The following is a 21,796-nucleotide window of genomic DNA, read 5'->3' on the forward strand; positions in this document are numbered from 1 at the left end:
ACTCCAAGGTCAACGATACCGGCTGCGCGACCGTGCACCGGACGCCGAACTCTGGACACGTCACCACAATTCGAGATCCCGATGAGCGAATCTACCAATCAGTCCTGGGGCGGCCGCTTCAGCGAGCCGACCGATGCCTTCGTGGCACGTTTCACCGCCTCCGTCGATTTTGATCAGCGCATGGCGCAGCACGACATCCAGGGCTCCATCGCCCACGCCACCATGCTGGCCGGTGTCGGCGTGCTGAGCGAAGAAGAACGCGACGTCATCATCGCGGGACTGAAGGAAATCAGTGAAGAGATCGCGCGGGGCGAATTCGAGTGGTCCGTGGCACTGGAAGACGTGCACATGAACATCGAGGCACGCCTGACCGCCAAGATCGGCATCACCGGCAAGAAGCTGCACACCGGCCGTTCACGCAACGACCAGGTCGCCACCGACATCCGCCTCTATCTGCGTGACGAGATCGACGCCATCGACGCCGAACTGACGCGTCTGCGCGAAGGCATGCTGGGGCTGGCCGAGCAGGAAGCCGACACCATCATGCCGGGCTTCACTCACCTGCAGAGCGCTCAGCCGGTCACCTTCGGCCACCACCTGCTGGCCTGGCAGGAAATGGTCGCCCGCGACCAGGACCGCCTGCGTGACTGCCGCGTGCGCATGAACGTGCTGCCACTGGGCGCCGCGGCGCTGGCCGGCACCACCTTCCCCATCGACCGTCACGTCACCAGCGAGCTGCTCGGCTTCGACCGTCCGACCGAGAACAGCCTCGATTCAGTCAGCGACCGTGACTTCGCCATCGAATTCACCAGCTTCGCCAGCCTGCTGATGATGCACCTGTCACGCATGAGCGAAGAGCTGGTGCTGTGGACCAGCGCCCAGTTCGACTTCATCGACCTGCCTGACCGCTTCTGCACCGGCTCCTCCATCATGCCGCAGAAGAAGAACCCGGACGTGCCGGAGCTGGTGCGCGGCAAGACCGGCCGTGTCTATGGCCACCTGATGAGCCTGCTGACCCTGATGAAGTCCCAGCCGCTGGCGTACAACAAGGACAATCAGGAAGACAAGGAGCCGCTGTTCGATACCATCGATACCGTGCGCGGCAGCCTGCGTGCCTTCGCCGACATGATTCCGGCGATCCGCGCCAAGTCCGACAACATGTACGCCTCGGCCAGCAAGGGCTTCGCCACCGCGACCGACCTGGCGGATTACCTGGTGCGCAAGGGCGTCGCCTTCCGTGATGCCCACGAGATCGTCGGCAAGTCCGTCGCCTTCGGCATCGAGCAGCAGCGCGACCTGTCCGAGATGACCCTGGCAGAGCTCCAGCAGTTCTCCGACACCATCGAGCAGGACGTCTTCGACGTGCTGACGCTGGAAGGCTCCGTCGCGGCGCGCAACCACATCGGTGGCACCGCGCCGAACCAGGTCCGCGCTGCCGTGCAGCGCGCGCGTGACGCCCTGGCCTCGCGCGCCTGATCATCCTCTTTCGGGCCTGGTCGCCACCTATGGCAACCGGGCCCGCATCGCTCTATCGCTTGCTGCCAGGAGGCCGCCCGATGCGTCATCTGATGAGCCAGTCCGCCCGTCATACCCTTCGCACCCTCGCGGCGCTGCTGCTGGGTGCTGGCCTGCTGGCCGGCTGCGGCCAGAAAGGCCCGCTCTATCTGCCGGCGGACGCCGATGCCGGTGGTCAGCGTGCCGAAGCCCCCGCGCCGGCCGCTGACGCCTCCGAGACAGAGAGCACTGCCGCTGCCGAGACTTCCGGCAGCGACGCCTGAGCCCCCTTATTCATCTCCGGCGGGTGATGCCCGCCGGCGCGACATCTTGCAGGCCGGATCATGGATCACTTCGTTTATCAGGATGGCGTGCTGCACGCCGAAGACGTCTCGCTCGCCACGCTGGCCGAGCAATTCGGCACGCCGTGCTACGTCTACAGCCGTGCCACGCTCGAGCGCCACTTCAAGGCCTATCAGGATGCGCTGGGCGACCACCCGCATCTCATCTGCTATGCCGTGAAGGCCAATTCCAACCTGGCGGTGCTCAATGTGCTGGCACGTCTGGGCGCCGGCTTCGACATCGTCTCCGCCGGTGAGCTGGAGCGCGTCATCAAGGCCGGCGGCGACCCCGCCAAGGTGGTGTTCTCCGGCGTCGCCAAGCAGGCAGGCGAGATGGAGCGTGCACTGGAGCTGGGCATCAAGTGCTTCAACGTCGAGTCGCTGCCGGAGCTTGAGCGCCTCAACGCCGTCGCCGGCCGTCTCGGACGCGTCGCGCCGGTGTCACTGCGCATCAATCCCGACGTCGATGCCGGCACTCACCCGTACATCTCCACTGGCCTCAAGGCCAACAAGTTCGGCATTCCGGTCGAACAGGCGCTGGAGGTCTACGAGATCGCCAACGCCATGGAGCACGTGCAGGTGGTCGGTGCCGACTGCCATATCGGCTCCCAGCTGACCGAGCTGGCGCCCTTCCTCGATTCCCTCGAACGCCTGCTGGTGCTGCTGGATCGCCTGCGTGAACGCGGCATCGTCATCGAGCACCTCGATCTCGGCGGCGGCCTCGGCGTGCCCTACCAGAACGAGACACCGCCGGAGCCCTTCGCCTACGCCAGCGCCCTGCTGGAGCGTCTGGCCCGCTATGAGCACGGCAGTGAGATGACGCTGCTGTTCGAACCGGGCCGCTCCATCGCCGCCAACGCCGGCGTGCTGCTGACCCGCGTCGAGTACCTCAAGCCCGGTGAAGAGAAGAACTTCGCCATCATCGATGCCGGCATGAATGACCTGATCCGTCCGTCGCTGTATCAGGCGTGGCAGAACATCGTCACCGTCGATACGCGCGAGGCGCGCAAGTCCGCCAGCTACGATGTGGTCGGCCCGGTCTGCGAGACCGGTGACTTCCTCGGCAAGGACCGCGAGCTGGCCATCGCGCCGGGCGACCTGCTCGCCGTGCGCTCTTCCGGTGCCTACGGCTTCGTGATGGCCTCGAGCTACAACAGCCGCTGCCGTCCTGCCGAGGTGATGGTAGATGGCCCCGAGATGCACCTGGTGCGTCGTCGCGAGCGCCTCGAAGAACTGTGGACCGGTGAGCAACTGCTGCCGGAAGGTGATGCCTGATGCTGGTGAACTTCACCAAGATGCACGGACTGGGCAATGACTTCATGGTCATTGACCTGATCTCGCAGCGCAGTCGCCTGCGCGATGCCGATATCCGCCGTCTGGCGGACCGCAACTTCGGCATCGGCTTCGACCAGCTGCTGGTGGTCGAGCCGCCCCGCGACCCGGACATGGACTTCCGCTATCGCATCTACAATGCCGATGGCAGTGAAGTCGAGAACTGCGGCAACGGGGCGCGCTGCTTCGCGCGCTTCGTGCGTGAACAGCGCCTGACCACCAAGCGCGAGATTCGCGTCGAGACGGCCGGCGGCCCGCTGACCCTGGTCGTGGCCGAAGATGGCCGTGTGCGCGTCGACATGGGCGCGCCGCGCTTCGCCCCGGCCGCGTTGCCCTTCGAGGCCGAGGCCGACCTGCCGGTGCACACCCTGGACATCGACGGCGAGACGCTGGAAATCGGCGTCGTCTCGATGGGCAACCCCCACGCAGTGCTGCTGGTCGACAGTGTCGAACAGGCCCCGGTGCTGACGCTGGGCCCGCTGATCGAGGCGCATCCGCGCTTCGCCAAGCGCGTCAATGCCGGCTTCCTCGAGGTCGTCTCGCCGCACGAAGCGCGCCTGCGCGTCTTCGAGCGCGGCGTCGGCGAGACGCTGGCCTGTGGTACCGGCGCCTGTGCGGCGGTCGCGTCCGGCATTCGCCGCGGCCTGCTGGCAAGCCCGGTCAATGTCACGCTGCCCGGCGGTACCCTGAGCATCGAATGGGCTGGCGACGGCCAGCCGGTATTCATGACCGGCCCCGCCGAGACCGTATTCGAAGGCCGCATCATCCTGTAGAGCGCCAGCCCCAGCCGAGGGACGCTGCCGGAAACATGGCCGACAGCGCCCCGCTGCCAACCGTCCGCAAGGAGTCCCACATGGCCGAGTCACCCGTGTCACGTCGCCCGCGCACGCTGGACCCGGATCGGGTCGCCGAATGGCTGGCCACGCATCCCGATTTCTTCGAGGGGCGTGAAGGGTTGCTGCAACGCATGCGGGTGCCACACCCGGAAGCGCGCGGCGGCAGCATCTCGTTGCTGGAGCGGCTGGTACATGACCTGCGCGGGCGGACCGATCAGGCAGAAGAGCGCCTCGAGGAGTTGTTGACCGCCGCGCGCGACAACGAGAGTCGCTATCAGCGTCTGCGTCAGCTGGTGCTGGATCTGCTCGATGCCGAGTCCGATGATGCGCTGGCCGAAACGCTGGCCACGCGTCTCAGCGAGCTGTTCGACATCGCGGCCGTCTGTCTGTGGCAGCGCGATGCCGGTGCCTCGGCACAGCCACCGCGCCAGGCACTCGACGATGCACGCGGCGAGCAGTTCGAGCGTCTGCTCGAGGGTCGCGCCAGTCGCTGCCTGGCCATGCCACGCACGCGTTGGGAAGCCCTGCTGCCCGACCATCAATGGCCACTCGGCGCCGACTGCGCAGACCTCGTCGATGCCAGCCAGGCCGATGCCACGCGCGGCTCTGCCGTCATCGTGCGCCTGACCCGTGGCGAGTGCCTCGGCTATCTGGTGGTGGCGAGTGCCGATGCCGAGCAGTTCCGGGCCGGTCTCGACACCCTGTTTCCCGAATATCTCGGCGACGTGCTGGCCCGCTGCCTGGGCCGCGATGCCCCGAGCCAGGCGCCACTGCGCTCCTCGAGCCGTGACGACCAGGCCAGCCGATGAGTCGCCTCGAGACGGTCCACGGCACCTCGGTCGTCGACACATCCACCGACGACGCCTCAGCGAGCAGCGCCGAGCGTGTTGCCGCCGAGCAGGCGCTGTCCGCGACCTGTCGGAAATTTCTGGCCGAGCTTGCCCTCGACAGCAGCCACGCGACCGTCAGCGCCTACGCGCGTGATCTGCAGGCGTTGACCGCTTTCATGCTGCGCCCCGCAGCGGACAGCAGCGCCGCTCGTGCAAAGGACGCGCCGCCCCTGCCGCAGGATTGGCAGGCGCTGGACGTACCGACGCTCAGGCGTTTCCTGGGTGCCGAGCGCAGTCGTGGCCTCGCGCCGCGCTCATTGGCGCGGCGGCGCGCGGCGATCAGCCGTTTCTGTGGCTGGTTGGTCGAGCAGGATGTGCTGCCACACAACCCGGCGGGGCTGGTGCAGACCCCGCGCCTGCCGGACCATCTGCCACGCCCGGTGGATATCGACAGTCTGGCGCGCTTTCTCGACTGCCCACATGACGGCACGCCGCTGGCGATCCGCGATCAGGCAATGCTGGAACTGCTCTACGGCGCGGGCTTGCGTCTCTCGGAGCTGGTCAGCCTCGACCTCGACATGCTGGAAACCCGCCGCCTGCGCGTACGCGGCAAGGGCGACAAGCCCCGCCAGCTGCCGATCGGCTCACGCGCCCGCCAGGCGCTGGATGCCTGGCTGGTGGTGCGTGGCCAGCTCGCCGCCCGGGACGAGCCGGCATTGTTCGTCGGCCAGCAGGGGCGTCGCCTCGGTCAGCGTGGCGTGCAGCTCAGGCTGGTGACGCAGGCGAAAGAACGTGGCCTGCCCGAGCATCTGCACCCGCACCGCCTGCGCCACTCCTTCGCCAGTCATCTGCTCGAATCCAGCGGCGATCTGCGCGCCGTGCAGGAACTGCTGGGACACGCCCACCTCTCGACCACCCAGGTCTATACGCGCCTCGACTGGCAGCAACTGGCCAGCGCCTATGATCAGGCGCACCCTCGCGCCCGCCGCCAGCGCGGATCAGCGACGGCAACGTCAGACACCGACGCCACCTCCCCTATTGATGCCCCACTCAAGGATGACACCCTGTGACGCCTGCCAACGCGCCTCGCCTGACGGCCTTGACCTTCGATCTCGATGACACCCTGTGGGCCAATCGCGCGGTGATGGAGCGCGCCGAGGCCGAGCATTACGCCTGGCTGGATGGAGAGATCGGGCATGCCAACGATTTCCCCCTCGAGGAATACACGCGTCGTCGCATGGCGCTGGGGCTGGAGCACCCGCTGCGCCGCGGTGACTTCACCTGGCTGCGCCGCGAGGCCATGCACGCCATGCTGCGCGATGCCGGGCATGATGATGAGCAGGCGGGCCACTGGTCACGCGCCGCCATCGAGCGCTTCCTGGCGCTGCGCCACGAATTGACGCCCTTCCCGGAAGCCAGCGAGCTGCTCGACTCCCTCGCCCGCGATTACCGTCTTGGTGCCATCACCAATGGCAATGTCGACCTGGCTCGCCTCGCGCTGGATCATCATTTCGAGTTCAGCATCGCCGCCGGCGAATGGCTGGCGCCCAAGCCGGATGCGCGCCCCTTCCTCGCCGCCATGGCACGCCTGGGCAGCCGCCCCTCCACCACCCTGCATGTCGGTGACTCATGGAAGGAAGATGCCTTGCCTGCCGCGCGCCTGGGCATGCAGGCCGCCTGGATCGACGTCAAGGGCCAGGGCGCACCGGGCCCCGTCCCGGCAGGCGTACATGTCATCTCGCATGTCCGCGAGCTGCCGGCGCTGATTGCACGCCTGAATGACTGAGTGACGGAATGAGTGAGTGACGGTGCAAGTGGCGGAATGACTGAGTGTGGGAATGACTGAACGACCGACGGCTGAGGCTCAAGGTGTGGCGCGCCTGATGCGCCTGGTGTGCCCAATGGCTGAGTGAATTAAAACTTGTACAAAAATGACGCCTCAACCATATTTCATGTACAAGTTTCTCAGCGTCGTCGATATTGAACCCTGTCTGGGGTTCCTGAATCTGCGCTGGGAGATGCCTGCCACCTCGACCTCAAAAGGAGAGGCCAGCATGAGCACCCACTCACTCCCGCGCTACCGTGTGTCATCTTCCTCTCCCCAGAGGCCGCCCCTGCATGGTGAAGGCGAGCAACGCGCGCCGATCATGACGCCCTCGCGTCAGACCAGCCGCGCCCTGCTGAAAGGCGTCGCCATCGTGCTGGCATCCGCGTTGCTGGTCATCGTGGCGGTCTACAGTGGGCGTGCCAGCCTCGCGACGCTGCAATCCGGCGTGCAGGAGGCCCCGGCAGCCTCACCACAGGAGGCCATGCGCAGCCTGCTCGTCCCCAGCGAGGCCGTGACGATGCCAGAAGTCGTCGAGCCCGCGGCAAAGGTGCCGCATATTCTCTCGGCGCCCAGGGAGACGAGCTCCCTGACCCGCCTTGACCCCATCAGCAGCGCGCCGCGCAGCCTGTTCATGTGAGTGGGCCTTGGGGAAGGGCAGCAGTGCAGATGTGAGTGATAGCGCGCCTGTCGTAACGCAAACGGCCACCCCGAGGGGTGGCCGTTTCGTCATGCAAGGTGGCGTAGTTCGAGGATTCGCCCCAAATCGCCTTACACCTTCAGTCAGTCGTCGAAGGGGTCCTGCGGTGCCTCATCGCCTGCCATCTCTTCCACGCCGTCCATCACCGACGGGTCCGCCAGCCACTCGTCGAGCTTGGCATGCACCTGCTCGACACCAGAGTACTTCAGCGACGAGAACAGCTGCACGGTGACCAGGTCTTCCCACTCCTTGAGCGCGTGACGCACTTTCTGCAGGCTTGCCGCAGCAGGCCCGCGCTTCAGCTTGTCCGCCTTGGTCAGCAGGATATGCACCGGCATCTTGGCCTCATCGGCCCAGCCCAGCATCATCTGGTCGAATTCGGACAGCGGATGGCGCACATCCATCAGCAGCACCAGGCCCCGCAGCGACTGGCGGTTGCGCAGGTAGTTGGACAGATGTGACTGCCACTCGCGCTTCACCTTGTCCGGCACCTTGGCATAGCCATAGCCGGGCAGATCGACCAGATGGCGGCCCGTTTCACCGATGGTGAAATAGTTGATCAGCTGGGTGCGGCCGGGGGTCTTGGAGGTACGGGCCAACGCCTTCTGCGAGGTCAGCGCATTGATGGCGCTGGACTTGCCGGCATTGGAGCGACCCGCGAAGGCCACTTCGGCACCCACGTCCGTCGGGCACTGGGCCAGAGTCGCGGCACTGATCAGGAAGCGCGCCTGACGATAATGGAGCTTGGGGGTCGAAGGAGCTGATTCGGCCATGGGAGTTCTGAATACCTGTTGAAGGCGGACGTCTCGCCCGCGCGACATCACGAGAGAGCAGAAGAAACGACCGGTGTAACGAAAAAGAGTGCCGCATGCCCTGCCATCGGCGCTGCAACTTGCCGACGACAGCGGGAAGATGCTCTGGATTACTGCGATGACACGACTGGCGACAGGCACGCTCACGCGCCCTGAGGGGATTCGCTATACTGCCTGCAAGGTCAGCATGGCGATCATGAGGCCTAGTGTACCACCCCGCTCTCACGGGCTGCGAGAGTGGGGTGCACTTCTCACCGCGCGCAGCACGGCGCGGGCACCGGGGAAATGACAGAGGCCACCATCCACGCCGGATGATACAAGCCCCGAACGGGCCTCTTCGTGAAACAGGGACCAGTGAAATGGATGAGCTGATGAGACCAAGGCAGACCCCCGAGCGCCCCTTGCGCCTGCTGCTGGCACTTGCTGCCACGACGCTGGCCGCCACCTTGCCGACGGGGGCCGCCGCCGAGTCGCTGGTCGGCGATGCCGCGGCAGGCAAGGCCAAGGCTGCCGTCTGTGCTGCCTGTCATGGCGCCCAGGGCATCTCGCCGACGCCGGCCTTCCCCCATCTTGCTGGCCAGCAGGCCCACTACCTGCGCAAGCAGACGGCCGACATCCGGGATGGTCGCCGCTCGGTGCCGCAGATGGCCGGTATCGCCGACAACCTGAGCGATCAGGACATCGCCGATATCGCGGCCCATTACGCCGCGCAGCCCGCCAATCGCGGCCAGGCCGAGCCAGAGGCGGCCCGTGCAGGCGAGGTGCTGTATCGGGCCGGCTCGCTCGAGCGCGGCATCGCGGCCTGCACAGCCTGTCATGGTCCGCGTGGTGAAGGCATCGACTCGGCAGGCTATCCGGCGCTGGCCGGGCAATTCCCCGCCTATACCGTGACGGCGCTCAAGGCCTTCCGCGACGGCAGCCGCGACAACGACCCGAACGCCATCATGAGCAGCATCGCCGCGCGCATGAGTGACAGCGACATGCAGCAGGTGGCCGAATATCTCCACGGCCTGCGCTGAGGCATCCGTTCAGCCGGTTGTCGCGTATGACTGACTTGATGACGACCGGCACCAGCACGCCATTCACGGGGCGTGATCGAGCGACGCCTTGTACGGCGCGTGATCGAACGGCGTTCATCCAACGGTCAACCTTGTCACGCTAGGCTGGCCCGACAGTGATCCGCCGTGTCCCGCCCGGCAGTCTCGACAGCAGTGGTGGCTGACACGCATACTCGATGCATCACTAATGTTGCCGGGTATCATGCCCGGGCATGCCTCAATCCGATGGAGATGTTCCATGAAGTGGAAACCCCTACTGACTCTGGTGGCGGGCCTTGGCCTGTCAGCAAGCGTGTTCGCCGCTGAAGCTGGCAAGGACTACCAGGTACTCGACGAGCCGGTGAAGACCGACGCGCCGGCGGGCAATGTCGAAGTGGTCGAAGCGTTCTGGTATGGCTGCCCGCACTGCTACAAGCTGGAATCCAGCCTCGAGCCGTGGGTCGACGAGCTGCCGAGTGACGTGACCTTCAACCGTCTGCCGGCCACCATGGGGCAGGACTGGGTCAAGCACGCCTATGCCTTCTATGCCGCCAAGGACCTGGGCATCCTCGACGAGACCCACAAGGCCTTCTTCGATGCCATCCATCAGGACCACCAGCGTCTGACCGATCCGGATGATATCGCCAAGTTCTACAGCGACTACGGCGTCAGCGAAGAAGACGCCAAGAAGTCTCTGACCTCCTTCGGCGTGAAGAGCCAGGTCAATCAGGCCCACGCCCAGATGCGCGCCTACAAGATCATGGGCGTACCGGCACTGATCGTGGATGGCCGCTATGTCATCTCGCCGAGCACGGCTGGCTCACTGCAGAACATGCTCAAGATCACCGACGAGCTGGTCGAGCAGGTACGTGAAGAGAAAGCCGGCAGCAAGGACGCCGCTTGATGGCAGCGGCTGCTGACCCAGTGGCCGCCAGCGCCGCGGGAGGTGCCGGACTCGACGAGACGGCACCTCCCCTGCGTCTGCTGACCTTCAACATGCAGGTCGGTATCCATACCGCGGCGTGGCATCACTACGTCACCCGCGGTTGGCAGCATGTGCTGCCACACCCGATGCGCCGCAAGCGTCTGGAGCTGATCGCCGCCGCCATCACGCCCTACGATATCGTCGGGCTGCAGGAAGTGGACGGTGGCAGTTTCCGCTCCGGCAACGTCAATCAGGTCGATTCACTGGCCGAAACGGCCGAATTCCCGCATCGCTATCAGCAGCTCAATCGCAATCTGGGCCGCCTGGCTCAGCACAGCAACGGCCTGCTGTCGCGCCTGCCGATCAGCCATCTCGAAGAGCACAGTCTGCCCGGTACGCTGCCGGGACGCGGAGCCATCCATGCCCGCTTCGGCGAAGGCGAACACGCCCTGCATGTCTTCGTGACCCACCTGGCACTCGGTGCCCGTATCCAGCATCGTCAGCTGCAGTACCTCGGCGAGCTGATCGCGCCCCTCAAGCATGTCATCGTGATGGGCGACCTCAATTGCACGCTGGCCCAGCTTCGTCAGCACAAGGCGTTCAGCGAGGCACTCGACTCCCGCCCCAGCAAGGCCATCAACAGCTACCCGGCCTGGCAGCCACGCCGTGGGCTCGACCATATCCTGGTCTCCTCGACGCTGCGCTTGAGCCACCCGACCACGCTGTCGCACCTGTTCTCCGACCATCTGCCGCTTGCGGTAGAAGTCCATCTGCCAGCCGCATGCCGCAAGGCGATCGGGCTCGCCTGACGCCTGTCTCTCTTGCATAGGCATCTCTGACGCCTGCCCCTCGGATATCGATCCCTCGCATATCGCCCCTCTGCTGCCTGGCTCTCCCACCTGGCTCTCCCACCTGGCTTTCCCGCCTGACTCTCCCGACCCAGGCTTCCCTCAGCTACGGCTTGCCGGCAGCTGTCTGCGCCATGATGCTCACCCCTGCCGCCGCGTCTGCGGCGCATCGCTTGCGGGCTGTTGGATGCGCATGACGCGATCTGCCGCGCCCTTACTTGCCCGTTTCCTTGCCTGCCTGACGGTATTTTTTCGCCTATCTCACTGTAAGCAAAGACAAAAACCGCCTGTCAGACCAATGATCCATTTGTTGTTGCGGCGCCGCTCGCTACTCTTTGTCTGCCAATGACGTGGATTAATCGTTGACTTAGCGATGACTGATGGCATGCCGTATCCGAGCGACGTCACTTACAGGGATGAAGCGTGGAATAGCGTTGTTCAAAGCGATGCCATCACGGCTTGCTGGACACCGCGACTGACCACAACATGAGCAACATCTGAATTGGCGACCTTGCCAGCAATCGCTTGCAACACAAGCGCTTGCAACACAAGCGCTTGGCAAAGACACAGCAGACGCTGTCGGCAAAGCAACAACAACACCAACAATCATCACCTGCTACCCGCAGGCCAAGGGGACTCCATGTCTGCCAATGCCTCTACCCCCGGCTGGCTCACAGGGCTCGACCGCATGACCGAGGGGCTGGGACGCTGCGTGTCCTGGCTGGTCGTCATCATGATGCTGGTCGAATTCACCATCGTGATGCTGCGCTACGCCTTCAACATCAACAGCATCCCCATGCAGGAATCCGTGATGTACATGCACGCGGCCGTCTTCCTGCTCGCCGCCAGCTACACGCTCAAGCACGACGGCCATGTGCGGGTGGATATCTTCTATCAGCGCATGTCGCACCGCGGTAAGTCGTGGGTCGATCTCGGCGGCACCCTGTTCCTGCTGTTCCCGGTGATGACCTTCATCCTGCTCTCCAGCCTCGGTTACGTGGGCGATTCCTGGGGCATCAAGGAAGCCTCGCCCGAATCCGGCGGCCTGCCGGGCGTCTACCTGCTCAAGACCCTGATTCCGGCCATCGCCATCCTGATGATGCTGCAAGGCGTGGCGGAAGCCGGCCGCCATCTGCTGTTCCTGATGGGCCGCCTGCCCTCTCCGCATGCGAGCGATGACACCCCTGACCACGATGAGGAGCTGGTGTAATGCTCGAGATCATGCCACTGCTGCTGTTCGTGTGTATCTGTATCGTCTTGATGCTGGGCTATCCGGTGGCGCTGTCACTGGCCGGTACCGCGCTTGCCTTCGCCGGACTCGGCATGGGGCTGGATGCGCTGGGCATTACCCAGGGCGTATTCGATGCCAGCTTCCTGTCCGCGATGCCCAACCGCCTCTACGGCACCATGACCAACCAGACCCTGCTTGCCGTGCCATTGTTCGTGTTGATGGGCGTGCTGCTGGAGAAGTCCAAGGTCGCCGAGACGCTGCTCGACGCCATGGCACTGATGTTCGGCTCGCTGCGTGGCGGGCTGGGGATTTCCGTGACCATCGTCGGCATGCTGCTGGCCGCCTCCACCGGTATCGTCGGCGCGACCGTCGTCACCATGGGCCTGCTGTCACTGCCGACCATGCTCAAGCGCGGTTATGACCCGTCACTGGCCACCGGCGCCATCTGTGCCACCGGCACCCTAGGGCAAATCATCCCCCCATCCATCGCGCTGGTTCTGCTGGGCGACGTGCTGTCTTCCGCCTATCAGCAGGCGCAGCTGTCGATGGGTATCTGGAGCCCGAAGACCGTCTCGGTGGGTGACCTGTTCATCGGCGCGCTGATTCCGGGCCTGATCCTGGTGCTCGCCTATATCGTCTACATCGCCATGGTCGCCTGGCTGAAGCCGGAGAAGGCGCCGGCCGTCGATCGTGATGCGCTGATGGAAGAGCTGGGGCATACCGGCAGCATCTTCTGGCTGCTGATGAAGGGGCTGGTGCCGCCGATCGTGCTGATCGTCTGTGTGCTCGGCTCGATTCTCGGCGGTCTCGCGACCCCGACCGAAGCCTCTGCCGTGGGTGCATTCGGTGCGCTGATGCTGGCCCTCGCCAACCGCAAGCTGAGCCTGAAGACCCTGACGGAAGTGGTGCGCTCCACCACCAATGTCACCTCGATGGTGTTCCTGATCCTGATCGGTGCGGCGCTGTTCTCGCTGGTGTTCCGCGGCTTCGGCGGCGAAGAGGTCGTCACCGAGATCTTCGAGAACATGCCCGGCGGCGTCATCGGTGCCACCCTGGTGGTGATGCTGGTGATCTTCCTGCTCGGCTTCATCCTCGACTTCATCGAGATCACCTTCGTGGTGGTGCCGATCGTCGGTCCGGTGCTGCTGGCCATGGGCCTCGATCCGATCTGGCTGGGCATCATGATCGCCATCAACCTGCAGACCTCCTTCCTGACGCCGCCCTTCGGGTTCGCGCTGTTCTACCTGCGCGGCGTGGCGCCCAAGGAAGTCAGCACCAGCCAGATCTACAAGGGTGTCGTGCCGTTCATCCTGATCCAGCTGTGCATGCTGGGCGCCCTGGCCGCCTTCCCGGGGCTGGCGACCTGGCTGCCGGCCCAGTTCTAGGCCACGACTGACGAGACAGCACAAGGACAGAGCACGGACAGAACAAATACAGAACACGGACAGAACAAAGACAGACCAGCAACTGAATTGGCGGGGCCTGCCCCGCCAGCTGATGGGAGAGCCGCCAGTCGGCTCATGCAGATGCATCATATCCGGGGGTCGTTCGCGGCCCACCTCTTGCCCAGCGCCAGTTCATGACCGGTGCACAACAACAATCGGGCACTTCAAGGAGCATGCCATGCAACTCAACAAACTCGCCTTCGGCATCGCCGTCGGCACCATGACCGCCATGGGCACCCTGCCGGCCGTCGCCAACGCCGCAGATACCTTCACCTGGAAGATGGTCACCTCGTGGCCGAAGAACTTCCCGGGGGTGGGCCAGGGGCCGGAACGCCTTGCACGTCTGGTCGATGAGATGTCCGACGGCCGTCTCAAGATCAAGGTCTATGGCGCAGGCCAGCTGGTCCCGGGCTTCGAGGTCCTCGACTCCGTATCTTCCGGTACCGCGCAGATCGGTCACTCGGCTTCCTACTACTGGAAAGGCAAGGCGCCGGAAGCCCAGTTCTTCGCCGCCGTGCCCTTCGGCATGACCGCGCAGGAAATGAACGCCTGGCTGCATTACGGCGGCGGTCTGGAGCTGTGGAACGAGGTCTACGACAAGTTCGGCGTCGAAGTCATGGCGGGCGGCGCCTCGGGCGTGCAGATGGGCGGCTGGTTCAACAAGGAGATCAACTCGGTCGCCGACCTCGATGGTCTGAAGATGCGTATCCCGGGTCTGGGTGGCGATGTCATGCAGCAGATGGGCGTGGCGACGGTCAGCATGCCGGGCGGCGAGATCTTCACCTCGCTGCAGTCCGGGGCCATCGATGCCACCGAGTGGATCGGTCCGTACAACGACCTGGCCTTCGGTCTCTATCAGGCCGCCAAGTATTACTACTATCCGGGCTGGCACGAGCCGACCGTCACCTTCGAGGCCATCGTCAATGACGACGCCATGGCCGAGCTGCCCAAGGACCTGCAGGCCATCCTGCGTTCCGCGGTACGTGACGTGAACCAGGACATGCTCGACGAGTACACCGCGCGCAACAACGACGCCCTCGAGACACTGCTCAACGAGCACAAGGTCGAGCTGCGCCGCTACCCGCAGGACGTGCTCGACAAGGCGCGTGAGCTGTCCGGCGAAGTGGTCAAGAAACTCGGCGACTCCAATGAGCTGGCAGGCCGCATCTACGAGTCCTACACCACCTTCGAAGGCAAGGTCGAGAAGTGGCATGAGGTCTCTGAGCAGGCCTACCTGAACGCACGCAACCCGGAAGGCGTGCAGTAAGACTGCGTTACCTGCGCCGCGCTCCCGCGAGACGGCGCAGTCTTGTCATCCAATGCTTGCAGCCGCCCCCTCGGGGGCGGCTTTTTTGGGTCTGCGCGATCAGCTCTCGAGCAGGAAGGTCACCGGCCCGTCATTGAGCAGCGAGACCTGCATGTTGGCACCGAAGCGTCCGGTCTCGATTCCCACCCCCAGTTCTCGCCCGTGCTCACGCGCCTTGTCGACCAGATAGGCGAACAGCCGCTCGCCCTCCGCCGGTGGCGCCGCCGAGGAAAAGCTGGGGCGCATGCCGCTGCCGGTGTCCGCCGCCAGCGTGAACTGCGAGACCAGCAGCAGACTGCCTCCCGCCTGCTGGACATTGAGGTTCATCTTGTCGTTCTCGTCAGCGAAGACCCGGTAATGCAGCAGCTTGTGCAGCAGCTTGTCGGCACGCGCCTCATCATCGCCCTTCTCGACGCCCACCAGTACCAGCAGACCGCCCTCGATGGCGCCGACGCTCTCGTCCTCGACCACGACTTCCGCCCGTGTGACGCGCTGGATCAATGCTCGCATGCCGCTTGCTCCTTCAAGAGATGGATGATGTTCATGACATTTCGTGTTCGGGAGCATACCAGACGCGAACGCCCCGCAGACTGAGCCTGCGGGGCGCGACAGGTGTTACTCGATTGGGCGAGCTGCCAGTTGGCGAGCTGCTAGTTGGCGAGGCTGGGCAGGAACAGCGCGATCTGCGGGAACAGCATCAGCAGCACCGTCGCCAGCAACAGCAGGGCAATGAAGGGCGGCGTCCCCCGGATGACCTCCATGTACGGTTTTCGGAACACCGCCACCGCCGTGAAGATGTCGCAGCCGAAGGGCGGAGTCGCCGAACCTATCGCCGCCTGCAGGGTGACCAGGGTACCGACCAGCACCGGGTCCAGTCCGGCGGCATCGACTGCCGGCGCAAACACCGGTGCCAGAATCAGGATCACCACGATGGGGTCCACGAACATGCAACCGACGAAGTAGGCCGCCGCGATCACCGCCAAGAGCGCCAGCGCATGCTCCGACAGGTAGGGGATGTAGCCGCCGAGGATGGCATCCGGAATCTTGGCGAAGGAGATCATCCACGAGAAGCCCGCCCCCGCCGCTACCAGGATGAACACCACCGCGGTGATCAGCCCCGTGGAGAAGGCCACACTGGGAAGGTCCTTCAGGGTCACGCCGCGATAGATCAGCATCTCGAGAATCAGCGCGTAGATCACCGAGACCGTGGCGGCCTCCGTCGGCGAGAACATGCCCGAGTAGATGCCGCCGATGATGATCACCGGGAAGCCCGCCGGCAGGCTGGCGCGCTTCAAGGCCTTGAGGCGTGCGGGCCAGTCCGCCTTGGGCTGCGGGGCGATGCCCAGCTTCCACGACTTCCACATGCAGTAGAGCGAGAACAGCACCAGGATCATCAGCCCCGGGCCGATACCGGCGATGAACAGGTCACCCACAGAGGTACCGGTCGCGACGCCATAGATGATCATGCCGATGGAGGGCGGGATCAGCAGCGCGATATCGGAGGCATTGATGATCAACGCGATGGTGAACTTGTCACTGTAACCGGCTTCCAGCAGCCGCGGGCGCAGCGGGCGCCCCATCGCCACCACCGTGGCCTGGGTGGAGCCGGACACCGCGCCGAACAGGGTGCAGCCCAGCGCGGTGGTCACCGGCAGGCCGCCGCGCCAGTGGCCGACGAAGCGCTCGACCAGATCCAGCAGGCGCTGGGCAGTGGAGCCCTTGAGCATGATATCGGCCGCCAGAATGAACATCGGCACCGCCGTCAGTACCACCGGCTGCAGGCCACCGATCATCTGCTGGATCACCAGCTCCGGCTTGAGGAAGGGAAAATCGCTGAACAACAAGAAAAAGGTGCCGACGCTCAATGGCACCATCATGGGTACCCCAAGCAACAGCAGCCCCACCATCACGAGCAGAATCCACATCGCAGCTTCCGTCCCTGGGTCAATGAAGTGTGATCAATCGTCTATCGAGACATCGAGAAGACATTCCCGACGCAGTGGCTAGAGCGCGCCACTGCCGTCGACTTCCTCGTTCTCGTCCATCTCCGCCGTACGCCATGACAGCCAGGCGCCCTGCGCCAGCAGATTGCGCAGAATCGCCATCAGGTACTGGAGCGCCCCGAGCGCCAGCCCCAGCGGGACCACGGCATAGAGCGCCGCCAGCGACCAGCGCAGCGACGGCGTGACACGCCCGGACTTGGCCAGGCTCTGCAGATAATCCACCGCCAGCCAGGCGAGGTAGGCCAGCAAGGCACAGGTGATGACCTGTCCGGCGATCAGCAGCACCTTGCGCAACCACGGCGGCATGAAGTCCAGCAGCGCCGTCACGCGGATATGGCGCCCGGCGCGCGCGCCGTAACTGATGCCGAGGAAGGTCAGCCACAGCTGCAGGATCTGCATCAGCTCTTCGGTGAACGGCAGGCTGTAGTTGAAGACGTTGCGCCCGATGACATTGGCGATGCTGGCCGTCGCCATGCCCAGCACGCACAGGGCGATCAACCAGCGCTCGACATGCGCCAGGCCCTGGTCACCACGTTCGAACCAGGCGGCCAGACGGCGCAGCGGCGCAGGCAGATGTGCAAGGGGGTCCTGAGCGCCATTCGTCTCGGCCGGGGCGGGGCGGGTCTCGTCAGCGGAGGGAGACTTGGAGGGGGGCGAGTTCATGAAGCGGCTTCCTGTTGATGTGGCATCCTGCCAGATAGGCTTTCTATCAGACGTCATGAGCGCAGTGGTTTGCGCCAGACGGCCTGCATTTGCCAGTACGATCCATTGAAATTTTCCGCGGCGCCGCCGTGATTTTCACTTTGGCTACTCTTGTTCTAGCTTTATTAGCGGCGCTTGAAATCAGTATGCGGCCGACGCGCGGCATGTCGGTCTGGCGCCGGGGCCGATCGTGAAGACCGAGCGCGAAGCTCTGGCGAGCGACGGACAGATCCTCGAGCACCAGAGCTCAAGCACCAGAGCTCGAGTACCAGAGACTCATGCGCACAGGCTCAGCTTATTCATAATAAATTCTAATCATACTATCCAATTTGGTAATTTTTTTATTATATTAAGAATGGCAATATTATCTAAATGATGCAAGTTGCACGCCGGGTATGCCCAGAGCCGCCCGACGCTGATGGAAATCACACAAGGAGAACAAGATGACGATGCAATGGAACCCGTCACCCGAGCAGAATCGCGAGACGTCCAGGACTCCTGTTCCCCTTTCTCGTCTCGCCGCGTTCATCAAGGGAGGCGCCCTCGCGTCCGGCCTGGGCATGGCGGCGCTGGCCTCCGCGGGCGTGCAGGCGGACACCTGGCGTTTCGCGCTGGAGGAGGTCTCCGGCAGTGTTCAGGATGCCTACGCCCAGGAATTCAAGAAGCGCATCGAAGAGGCTTCCGGTGGTGACATCGATGTCGAGATCTACCCCTACGGTGCACTGGGTACCTCCTCACAGCTCACCGAACTGGTGCAGAGCGATGCCATCCAGCTGACCTTTGCCTCACCGGGTCACCTGGCCTCGGTGATTCCGGAGTCGGGCGTCTTCACGCTGCACTTCCTGTTCTCCGACGACAATGCCGTCAATGAAGAGGTACTCGGCAACTCCAAGGCCATCGACATGCTGTCCGAGGCCTACACCGAGCAGAATCTCCAGCTGCTGGGCGTGATTCCGGAAGGCTGGATGGTGTGGACCGGCAACCGTGACATCAAGACACCCGAGGACATGGAAGGCTTCAAGATCCGCACCATGACCTCGCCGATTCTGGTCGAGAGCTATCGCGGCTACGGTGCCAACCCGACGCCGATGCCCTATTCCGAGGTCTACTCCGGCCTGCAGCTGGGCCAGATCGACGGCCAGGTGAACCCGGTTTTCGCCATCCAGGAAATGAGCTTCTACGAAGTTCAGGACTACATGATCCAGGCCAAGCAGGCGCAGTTCATCACCACGCTGGTGGCCTCCAGTGACTTCTATTCCGGTCTGGATGACGAGCAGCAGCAGATGCTCGACAAGGTCACCAACGAGATGCGTCCGTACATCTTCGAGAAGCAGGAGGAGTACAACGCCGACCGCCTGGAGAAGATCAAGGAAGACAGTGACATCGAGATCATCACGCTGACCGATGAGCAGCGCGAAGCCTTCCGCCCGGTCGGCGAGAAGGGCTGGGAAGTCTATCGTGAGCAATCCGGTGAGCGCGGCAGCAAGATCCTCGACACCCTGCAGGCCGACATCAAGGCTGCCGAAGGCAAGTAAGCCCCAGGCAGGCGCGTCAGCCCCACCAGGGAGATAGCAAGGATCGAAAGAGTGATGGAAAGATAGAAAGTTGGAATGTTAGAAAGATAGAAAGGCGAGCATGAAAAAACGCCCCTGCCGGGACTCCCGGCAGGGGCGTTTTTCGTGGTGTCTCGATAGAGGCGCGACAGAGGTGCAAGACGATGGCGATGCCGCGACAGATGGGCCAGATAGGCTAGATAAGCTAGAGAGGGGCCAGATGGAGAGCGCGCGCTACTGCCCCAGCAGCTGGGTACGGAAATCCTGCTGGGCCGGTTCATCGCCCAGCCAGATCGCGAACAGGCCGTTGGCCAGCGCCAGTGAATCGCTTTCGAAGATGACCTGCCCGTTCAGCACCAGCGACAGCGTGCCGCTGCCGCTGCCGCCACCGGCGGACAGCCATTGCAGCGCATAGCGATCCCCCGGCACGACGTCCTGATAGGCGCGATTGAAGCGCGTCAATTCAGGCTCGATCACCGCGAAATCCGCCGCTGCCAGGTTCTTGCGTACGCCCTTGGTGGTCGCCTTGGCGAAATCCTCGGCATCGATGGCATGGAAGTACTCCAGCACCAGGCGACGCGAGACATCCTTGAGCGGCGCCGGGCGCGGGCGACGCGCATCCTGATAATAGGCGCCGACATAGGCGTCCCACAGCAGGTAGGTGAAGAGCCCACTGCCGATCAGCGTCAGCGGCTGGCCGGACTGTGTGGTCACCTGATCCGCGAAGGTCACCCCCTTGATCTCGACGGCGAGCGCCGCCGGGCTGGTGGTGGCAAGCAACGCCCCCATCACGCCCGCGGCCAGCCAGCGCGACGCACTCGCCACCGGCAGGCTGACGGCATGACAGGCGGCGTTCAGGCTGCAAGCGGCGCCACGGACAGCTGACACGGACAAGCGATACAGCGGCGATATAGGCATGGCATCTACTCGTTGTCTGGCAGTGATAAAGGGGAGCTTGCGGGGTTCATCACTCCTGCAGACTGGGTTTCACAGGCCTGGCTCTGGCTGGCTTACCACAGGGCGTGGAAATGATGCACCGGCCCACGGCCCTTGCCGACGTTGAGCTGGTCGGAGGCGCGCAGCGCGCCCAGCAGCCATTCGCGCGCCTCGACCACCGCCTGCGGCAACGGCAGACCGTTCGCCAGTCGCGCCGTGATGGCGGAAGACATCGAGCAGCCGGTGCCGTGCAGATTGTCGGTCTCGATACGCGGCGCGCACAGCCATTGCTCGCCGGCATCGCTGACCAGCAGGTCATCACAGGCCTGCCCCTCAAGCGCCCCGCCCTTGATCAACACCGCCTTCGCGCCTCGGGCACGCAGCTCGCGGGCGACCTCGGGCATGTCGGAGCGCCCGATCAGGCGCCGCTCGCCCAGCAGCACCGCGGCTTCATGCAGGTTGGGCGTGATGATGTCGGCCAGCGGCACCAGGTGCTCGGCCACCGACTGGATGGCAGCATCATTGACCAGCGCATCGCCACTCTTGGCGACCAGCACCGGGTCGAGCACGACCCAGCGCGGGCGACGCTGCTGAAGGCGGTCGGCAAGCATTTCCACCACCAGCGGATCGGCCACCATGCCGATCTTGGCGGCGCGGATATCGAGATCATCCAGCACGGCGTCCAGCTGTGCGGCGATGAATTCCCGCGAGACCGCCTCCACGCTGCGCACACCGCAGGTATTCTGCGCCGTCAGCGCCGTGATCACGCTGGCCCCGTAGGCGCCCAGCGCAGAGAATGTCTTGAGGTCCGCCTGAATGCCGGCTCCCCCGGAGGGGTCTGAGCCCGCTATCGTCAGGACGCACGGAATATGCATGCAGGAAGCTCCCGAAATATGGCTTTGACGTGCCAACAGCATACCCGAGCTGAGGTGGGAAGAAAGCCACCCCCAGCGCCCTGCCACCGTGAAAAACAGAAGAAAGTGATATGAATGAAGTGGCCCTACTGTCATTGCCGGCATTGATCTCGCTCGCCGTGATCTCGCTGGCCAGCGCCACCCTGCTGCCCGGCGGATCGGAGGCGGCCTTCGCGGGGCTGTGGTGCCAGGGGCACGCGCCCTGGGCGCTATGGATCGCGGCGACGCTGGGCAACACGCTCGGCAGCCTGATCAACGTCGCCCTGGGGCGTGGCGCCCGTCGTCTGCGCACACGGCGCTGGTTTCCGGTCTCGCGGCGCGCATTGGCGCGCGGCACCCTGTGGTATCGCCGCTTCGGCGCCTGGAGCCTGCTGCTGAGCTGGGCCCCGCTGATCGGCGACCCGCTGACGGTGCTGGCAGGTATCTTCCGGCTGGCGTGGTGGAAAAGCATCGTCCTGATCGTGATCGCCAAGGGCGGACGCTATGCATTGCTGCTGCTGGCAGCCGACCTGTGGCTGACGCCCTGGTGCCAATGACCGCCGCACGGCTGCTGCTCCTGCTCCTGTTCCTGTTCCTAACCTCACCCTCGTCTTTGTCCCTGCTGCCTCAGACAGTCGCTTGAATGAGATCGCAGACACGCAAGGCGAGGATGCGTGCTATGCTGACAGGCGCCATGCTGCACTGCACAATAAAAGCACTTTCATTGCTTTTCACCAGTGCCTCATT

22 protein-coding genes are annotated in these 21,796 nt (G+C 64.4%); 16 read left to right on the plus strand and 6 right to left on the minus strand.

What is annotated here, in order from left to right; all coding sequences use genetic code 11:
• The first annotated feature begins 81 nt into the window (after positions 1-81).
• The 8 genes from argH (at position 82) to QD280_RS07465 (ending at position 7,298) form a co-directional block, all read left to right on the plus strand.
• Positions 82-1,476: an argininosuccinate lyase gene (gene argH, locus QD280_RS07430; RefSeq protein ID WP_043333338.1), complete on the plus strand. Its 1,395-nt coding sequence runs from the start codon at positions 82-84 to the stop codon at positions 1,474-1,476.
• An 80-nt stretch (positions 1,477-1,556) separates the two neighbouring features.
• Positions 1,557-1,778, plus strand: coding sequence for a lipoprotein (locus tag QD280_RS07435; protein WP_240548660.1), 222 nt, complete (start codon positions 1,557-1,559; stop codon positions 1,776-1,778).
• A gap of 60 nt (positions 1,779-1,838) precedes the next feature.
• Positions 1,839-3,110 carry a diaminopimelate decarboxylase gene (lysA, locus tag QD280_RS07440; RefSeq protein WP_153635055.1) on the plus strand — a complete coding sequence of 424 codons (1,272 nt, stop codon included), beginning with the start codon at positions 1,839-1,841 and terminating at the stop codon, positions 3,108-3,110.
• Entirely contained in the window at positions 3,110-3,940 is an 831-nt protein-coding gene (gene dapF / locus QD280_RS07445) for a diaminopimelate epimerase (protein ID WP_192839077.1), read from the plus strand. Before lysA ends, dapF begins: the two co-directional genes overlap by 1 nt.
• An 80-nt stretch (positions 3,941-4,020) precedes the next feature.
• Positions 4,021-4,812, plus strand: coding sequence for a DUF484 family protein (locus QD280_RS07450; RefSeq protein WP_279834134.1), 792 nt, complete (start codon positions 4,021-4,023; stop codon positions 4,810-4,812).
• Complete coding sequence (locus QD280_RS07455) at positions 4,809-5,903, plus strand: tyrosine recombinase XerC (protein WP_279838822.1); 1,095 nt, start codon at positions 4,809-4,811, stop codon at positions 5,901-5,903. The genes QD280_RS07450 and QD280_RS07455 overlap by 4 nt, the downstream gene beginning before the upstream one ends.
• Positions 5,900-6,619, plus strand: coding sequence for an HAD family hydrolase (locus QD280_RS07460; protein WP_192839074.1), 720 nt, complete (start codon positions 5,900-5,902; stop codon positions 6,617-6,619). Before QD280_RS07455 ends, QD280_RS07460 begins: the two co-directional genes overlap by 4 nt.
• A gap of 268 nt (positions 6,620-6,887) precedes the next feature.
• Entirely contained in the window at positions 6,888-7,298 is a 411-nt protein-coding gene (locus QD280_RS07465; RefSeq protein WP_192839073.1) for a hypothetical protein, read from the plus strand.
• A 143-nt stretch (positions 7,299-7,441) separates the two neighbouring features.
• Here QD280_RS07465 and yihA read toward each other — a convergent pair whose 3' ends face one another.
• Entirely contained in the window at positions 7,442-8,131 is a 690-nt protein-coding gene (gene yihA / locus QD280_RS07470) for a ribosome biogenesis GTP-binding protein YihA/YsxC (RefSeq protein WP_054556430.1), read from the minus strand.
• A gap of 398 nt (positions 8,132-8,529) precedes the next feature.
• Here yihA and QD280_RS07475 point away from each other — a divergent pair, with 398 nt between their 5' ends.
• The 6 genes from QD280_RS07475 to QD280_RS07500 all read left to right on the plus strand — a co-directional run bounded on the left by QD280_RS07475 (position 8,530) and on the right by QD280_RS07500 (position 14,923).
• Positions 8,530-9,189, plus strand: coding sequence for a c-type cytochrome (locus QD280_RS07475; RefSeq protein WP_347881955.1), 660 nt, complete (start codon positions 8,530-8,532; stop codon positions 9,187-9,189).
• Positions 9,190-9,466: 277 nt separating this feature from the next.
• Positions 9,467-10,111 (plus strand): thiol:disulfide interchange protein DsbA/DsbL, encoded by a 645-nt coding sequence (locus QD280_RS07480; protein ID WP_043333328.1) that lies wholly within the window; start codon positions 9,467-9,469, stop codon positions 10,109-10,111.
• A gap of 92 nt (positions 10,112-10,203) precedes the next feature.
• A complete protein-coding gene (locus QD280_RS07485) occupies positions 10,204-10,941 on the plus strand; it encodes an endonuclease/exonuclease/phosphatase family protein (protein WP_225996620.1) in 738 nt (245 codons plus the stop codon).
• Between the two features lie 679 nt (positions 10,942-11,620).
• The gene (locus QD280_RS07490) at positions 11,621-12,190 is read left to right on the plus strand and encodes a TRAP transporter small permease subunit (protein ID WP_043333327.1); all 570 of its coding nucleotides are present in this window, start codon (positions 11,621-11,623) and stop codon (positions 12,188-12,190) included.
• Positions 12,190-13,596 carry a TRAP transporter large permease subunit gene (locus QD280_RS07495; protein ID WP_054556429.1) on the plus strand — a complete coding sequence of 469 codons (1,407 nt, stop codon included), beginning with the start codon at positions 12,190-12,192 and terminating at the stop codon, positions 13,594-13,596. Before QD280_RS07490 ends, QD280_RS07495 begins: the two co-directional genes overlap by 1 nt.
• A 280-nt stretch (positions 13,597-13,876) precedes the next feature.
• Positions 13,877-14,923 (plus strand): TRAP transporter substrate-binding protein, encoded by a 1,047-nt coding sequence (locus tag QD280_RS07500; protein ID WP_279834210.1) that lies wholly within the window; start codon positions 13,877-13,879, stop codon positions 14,921-14,923.
• A 99-nt stretch (positions 14,924-15,022) separates the two neighbouring features.
• On the opposite strand, the gene dtd is transcribed toward QD280_RS07500, so the two are convergent.
• The 3 genes from dtd to QD280_RS07515 form a co-directional block, all read right to left on the minus strand.
• The gene (gene dtd / locus QD280_RS07505; RefSeq protein ID WP_279838823.1) at positions 15,023-15,472 is read right to left on the minus strand and encodes a D-aminoacyl-tRNA deacylase; all 450 of its coding nucleotides are present in this window, start codon (positions 15,470-15,472) and stop codon (positions 15,023-15,025) included.
• A 140-nt stretch (positions 15,473-15,612) separates the two neighbouring features.
• A complete protein-coding gene (locus QD280_RS07510; RefSeq protein WP_054556427.1) occupies positions 15,613-16,887 on the minus strand; it encodes a TRAP transporter large permease in 1,275 nt (424 codons plus the stop codon).
• 78 nt (positions 16,888-16,965) lie between these two features.
• On the minus strand, positions 16,966-17,628 hold the full coding sequence (locus QD280_RS07515; protein WP_159055814.1) for a TRAP transporter small permease: 663 nt from the start codon (positions 17,626-17,628) through the stop codon (positions 16,966-16,968).
• 482 nt (positions 17,629-18,110) lie between these two features.
• Between QD280_RS07515 and dctP the strand changes: the two genes are divergently transcribed.
• Entirely contained in the window at positions 18,111-19,202 is a 1,092-nt protein-coding gene (gene dctP / locus QD280_RS07520) for a TRAP transporter substrate-binding protein DctP (protein ID WP_234368071.1), read from the plus strand.
• Positions 19,203-19,454: 252 nt separating this feature from the next.
• Here dctP and QD280_RS07525 read toward each other — a convergent pair whose 3' ends face one another.
• A complete protein-coding gene (locus tag QD280_RS07525; RefSeq protein ID WP_279838824.1) occupies positions 19,455-20,138 on the minus strand; it encodes a chalcone isomerase family protein in 684 nt (227 codons plus the stop codon).
• Between the two features lie 92 nt (positions 20,139-20,230).
• Positions 20,231-21,031 carry a bifunctional hydroxymethylpyrimidine kinase/phosphomethylpyrimidine kinase gene (gene thiD, locus QD280_RS07530; RefSeq protein ID WP_043333319.1) on the minus strand — a complete coding sequence of 267 codons (801 nt, stop codon included), beginning with the start codon at positions 21,029-21,031 and terminating at the stop codon, positions 20,231-20,233.
• Between the two features lie 143 nt (positions 21,032-21,174).
• Between thiD and QD280_RS07535 the strand changes: the two genes are divergently transcribed.
• The gene (locus QD280_RS07535; protein ID WP_279838944.1) at positions 21,175-21,606 is read left to right on the plus strand and encodes a DedA family protein; all 432 of its coding nucleotides are present in this window, start codon (positions 21,175-21,177) and stop codon (positions 21,604-21,606) included.
• Positions 21,607-21,796: the final 190 nt, after the last annotated feature.

This window comes from Cobetia sp. 1AS1 (assembly GCF_029846435.1).
GTDB classification, from domain to species: Bacteria; Pseudomonadota; Gammaproteobacteria; order Pseudomonadales; family Halomonadaceae; genus Cobetia; species Cobetia amphilecti.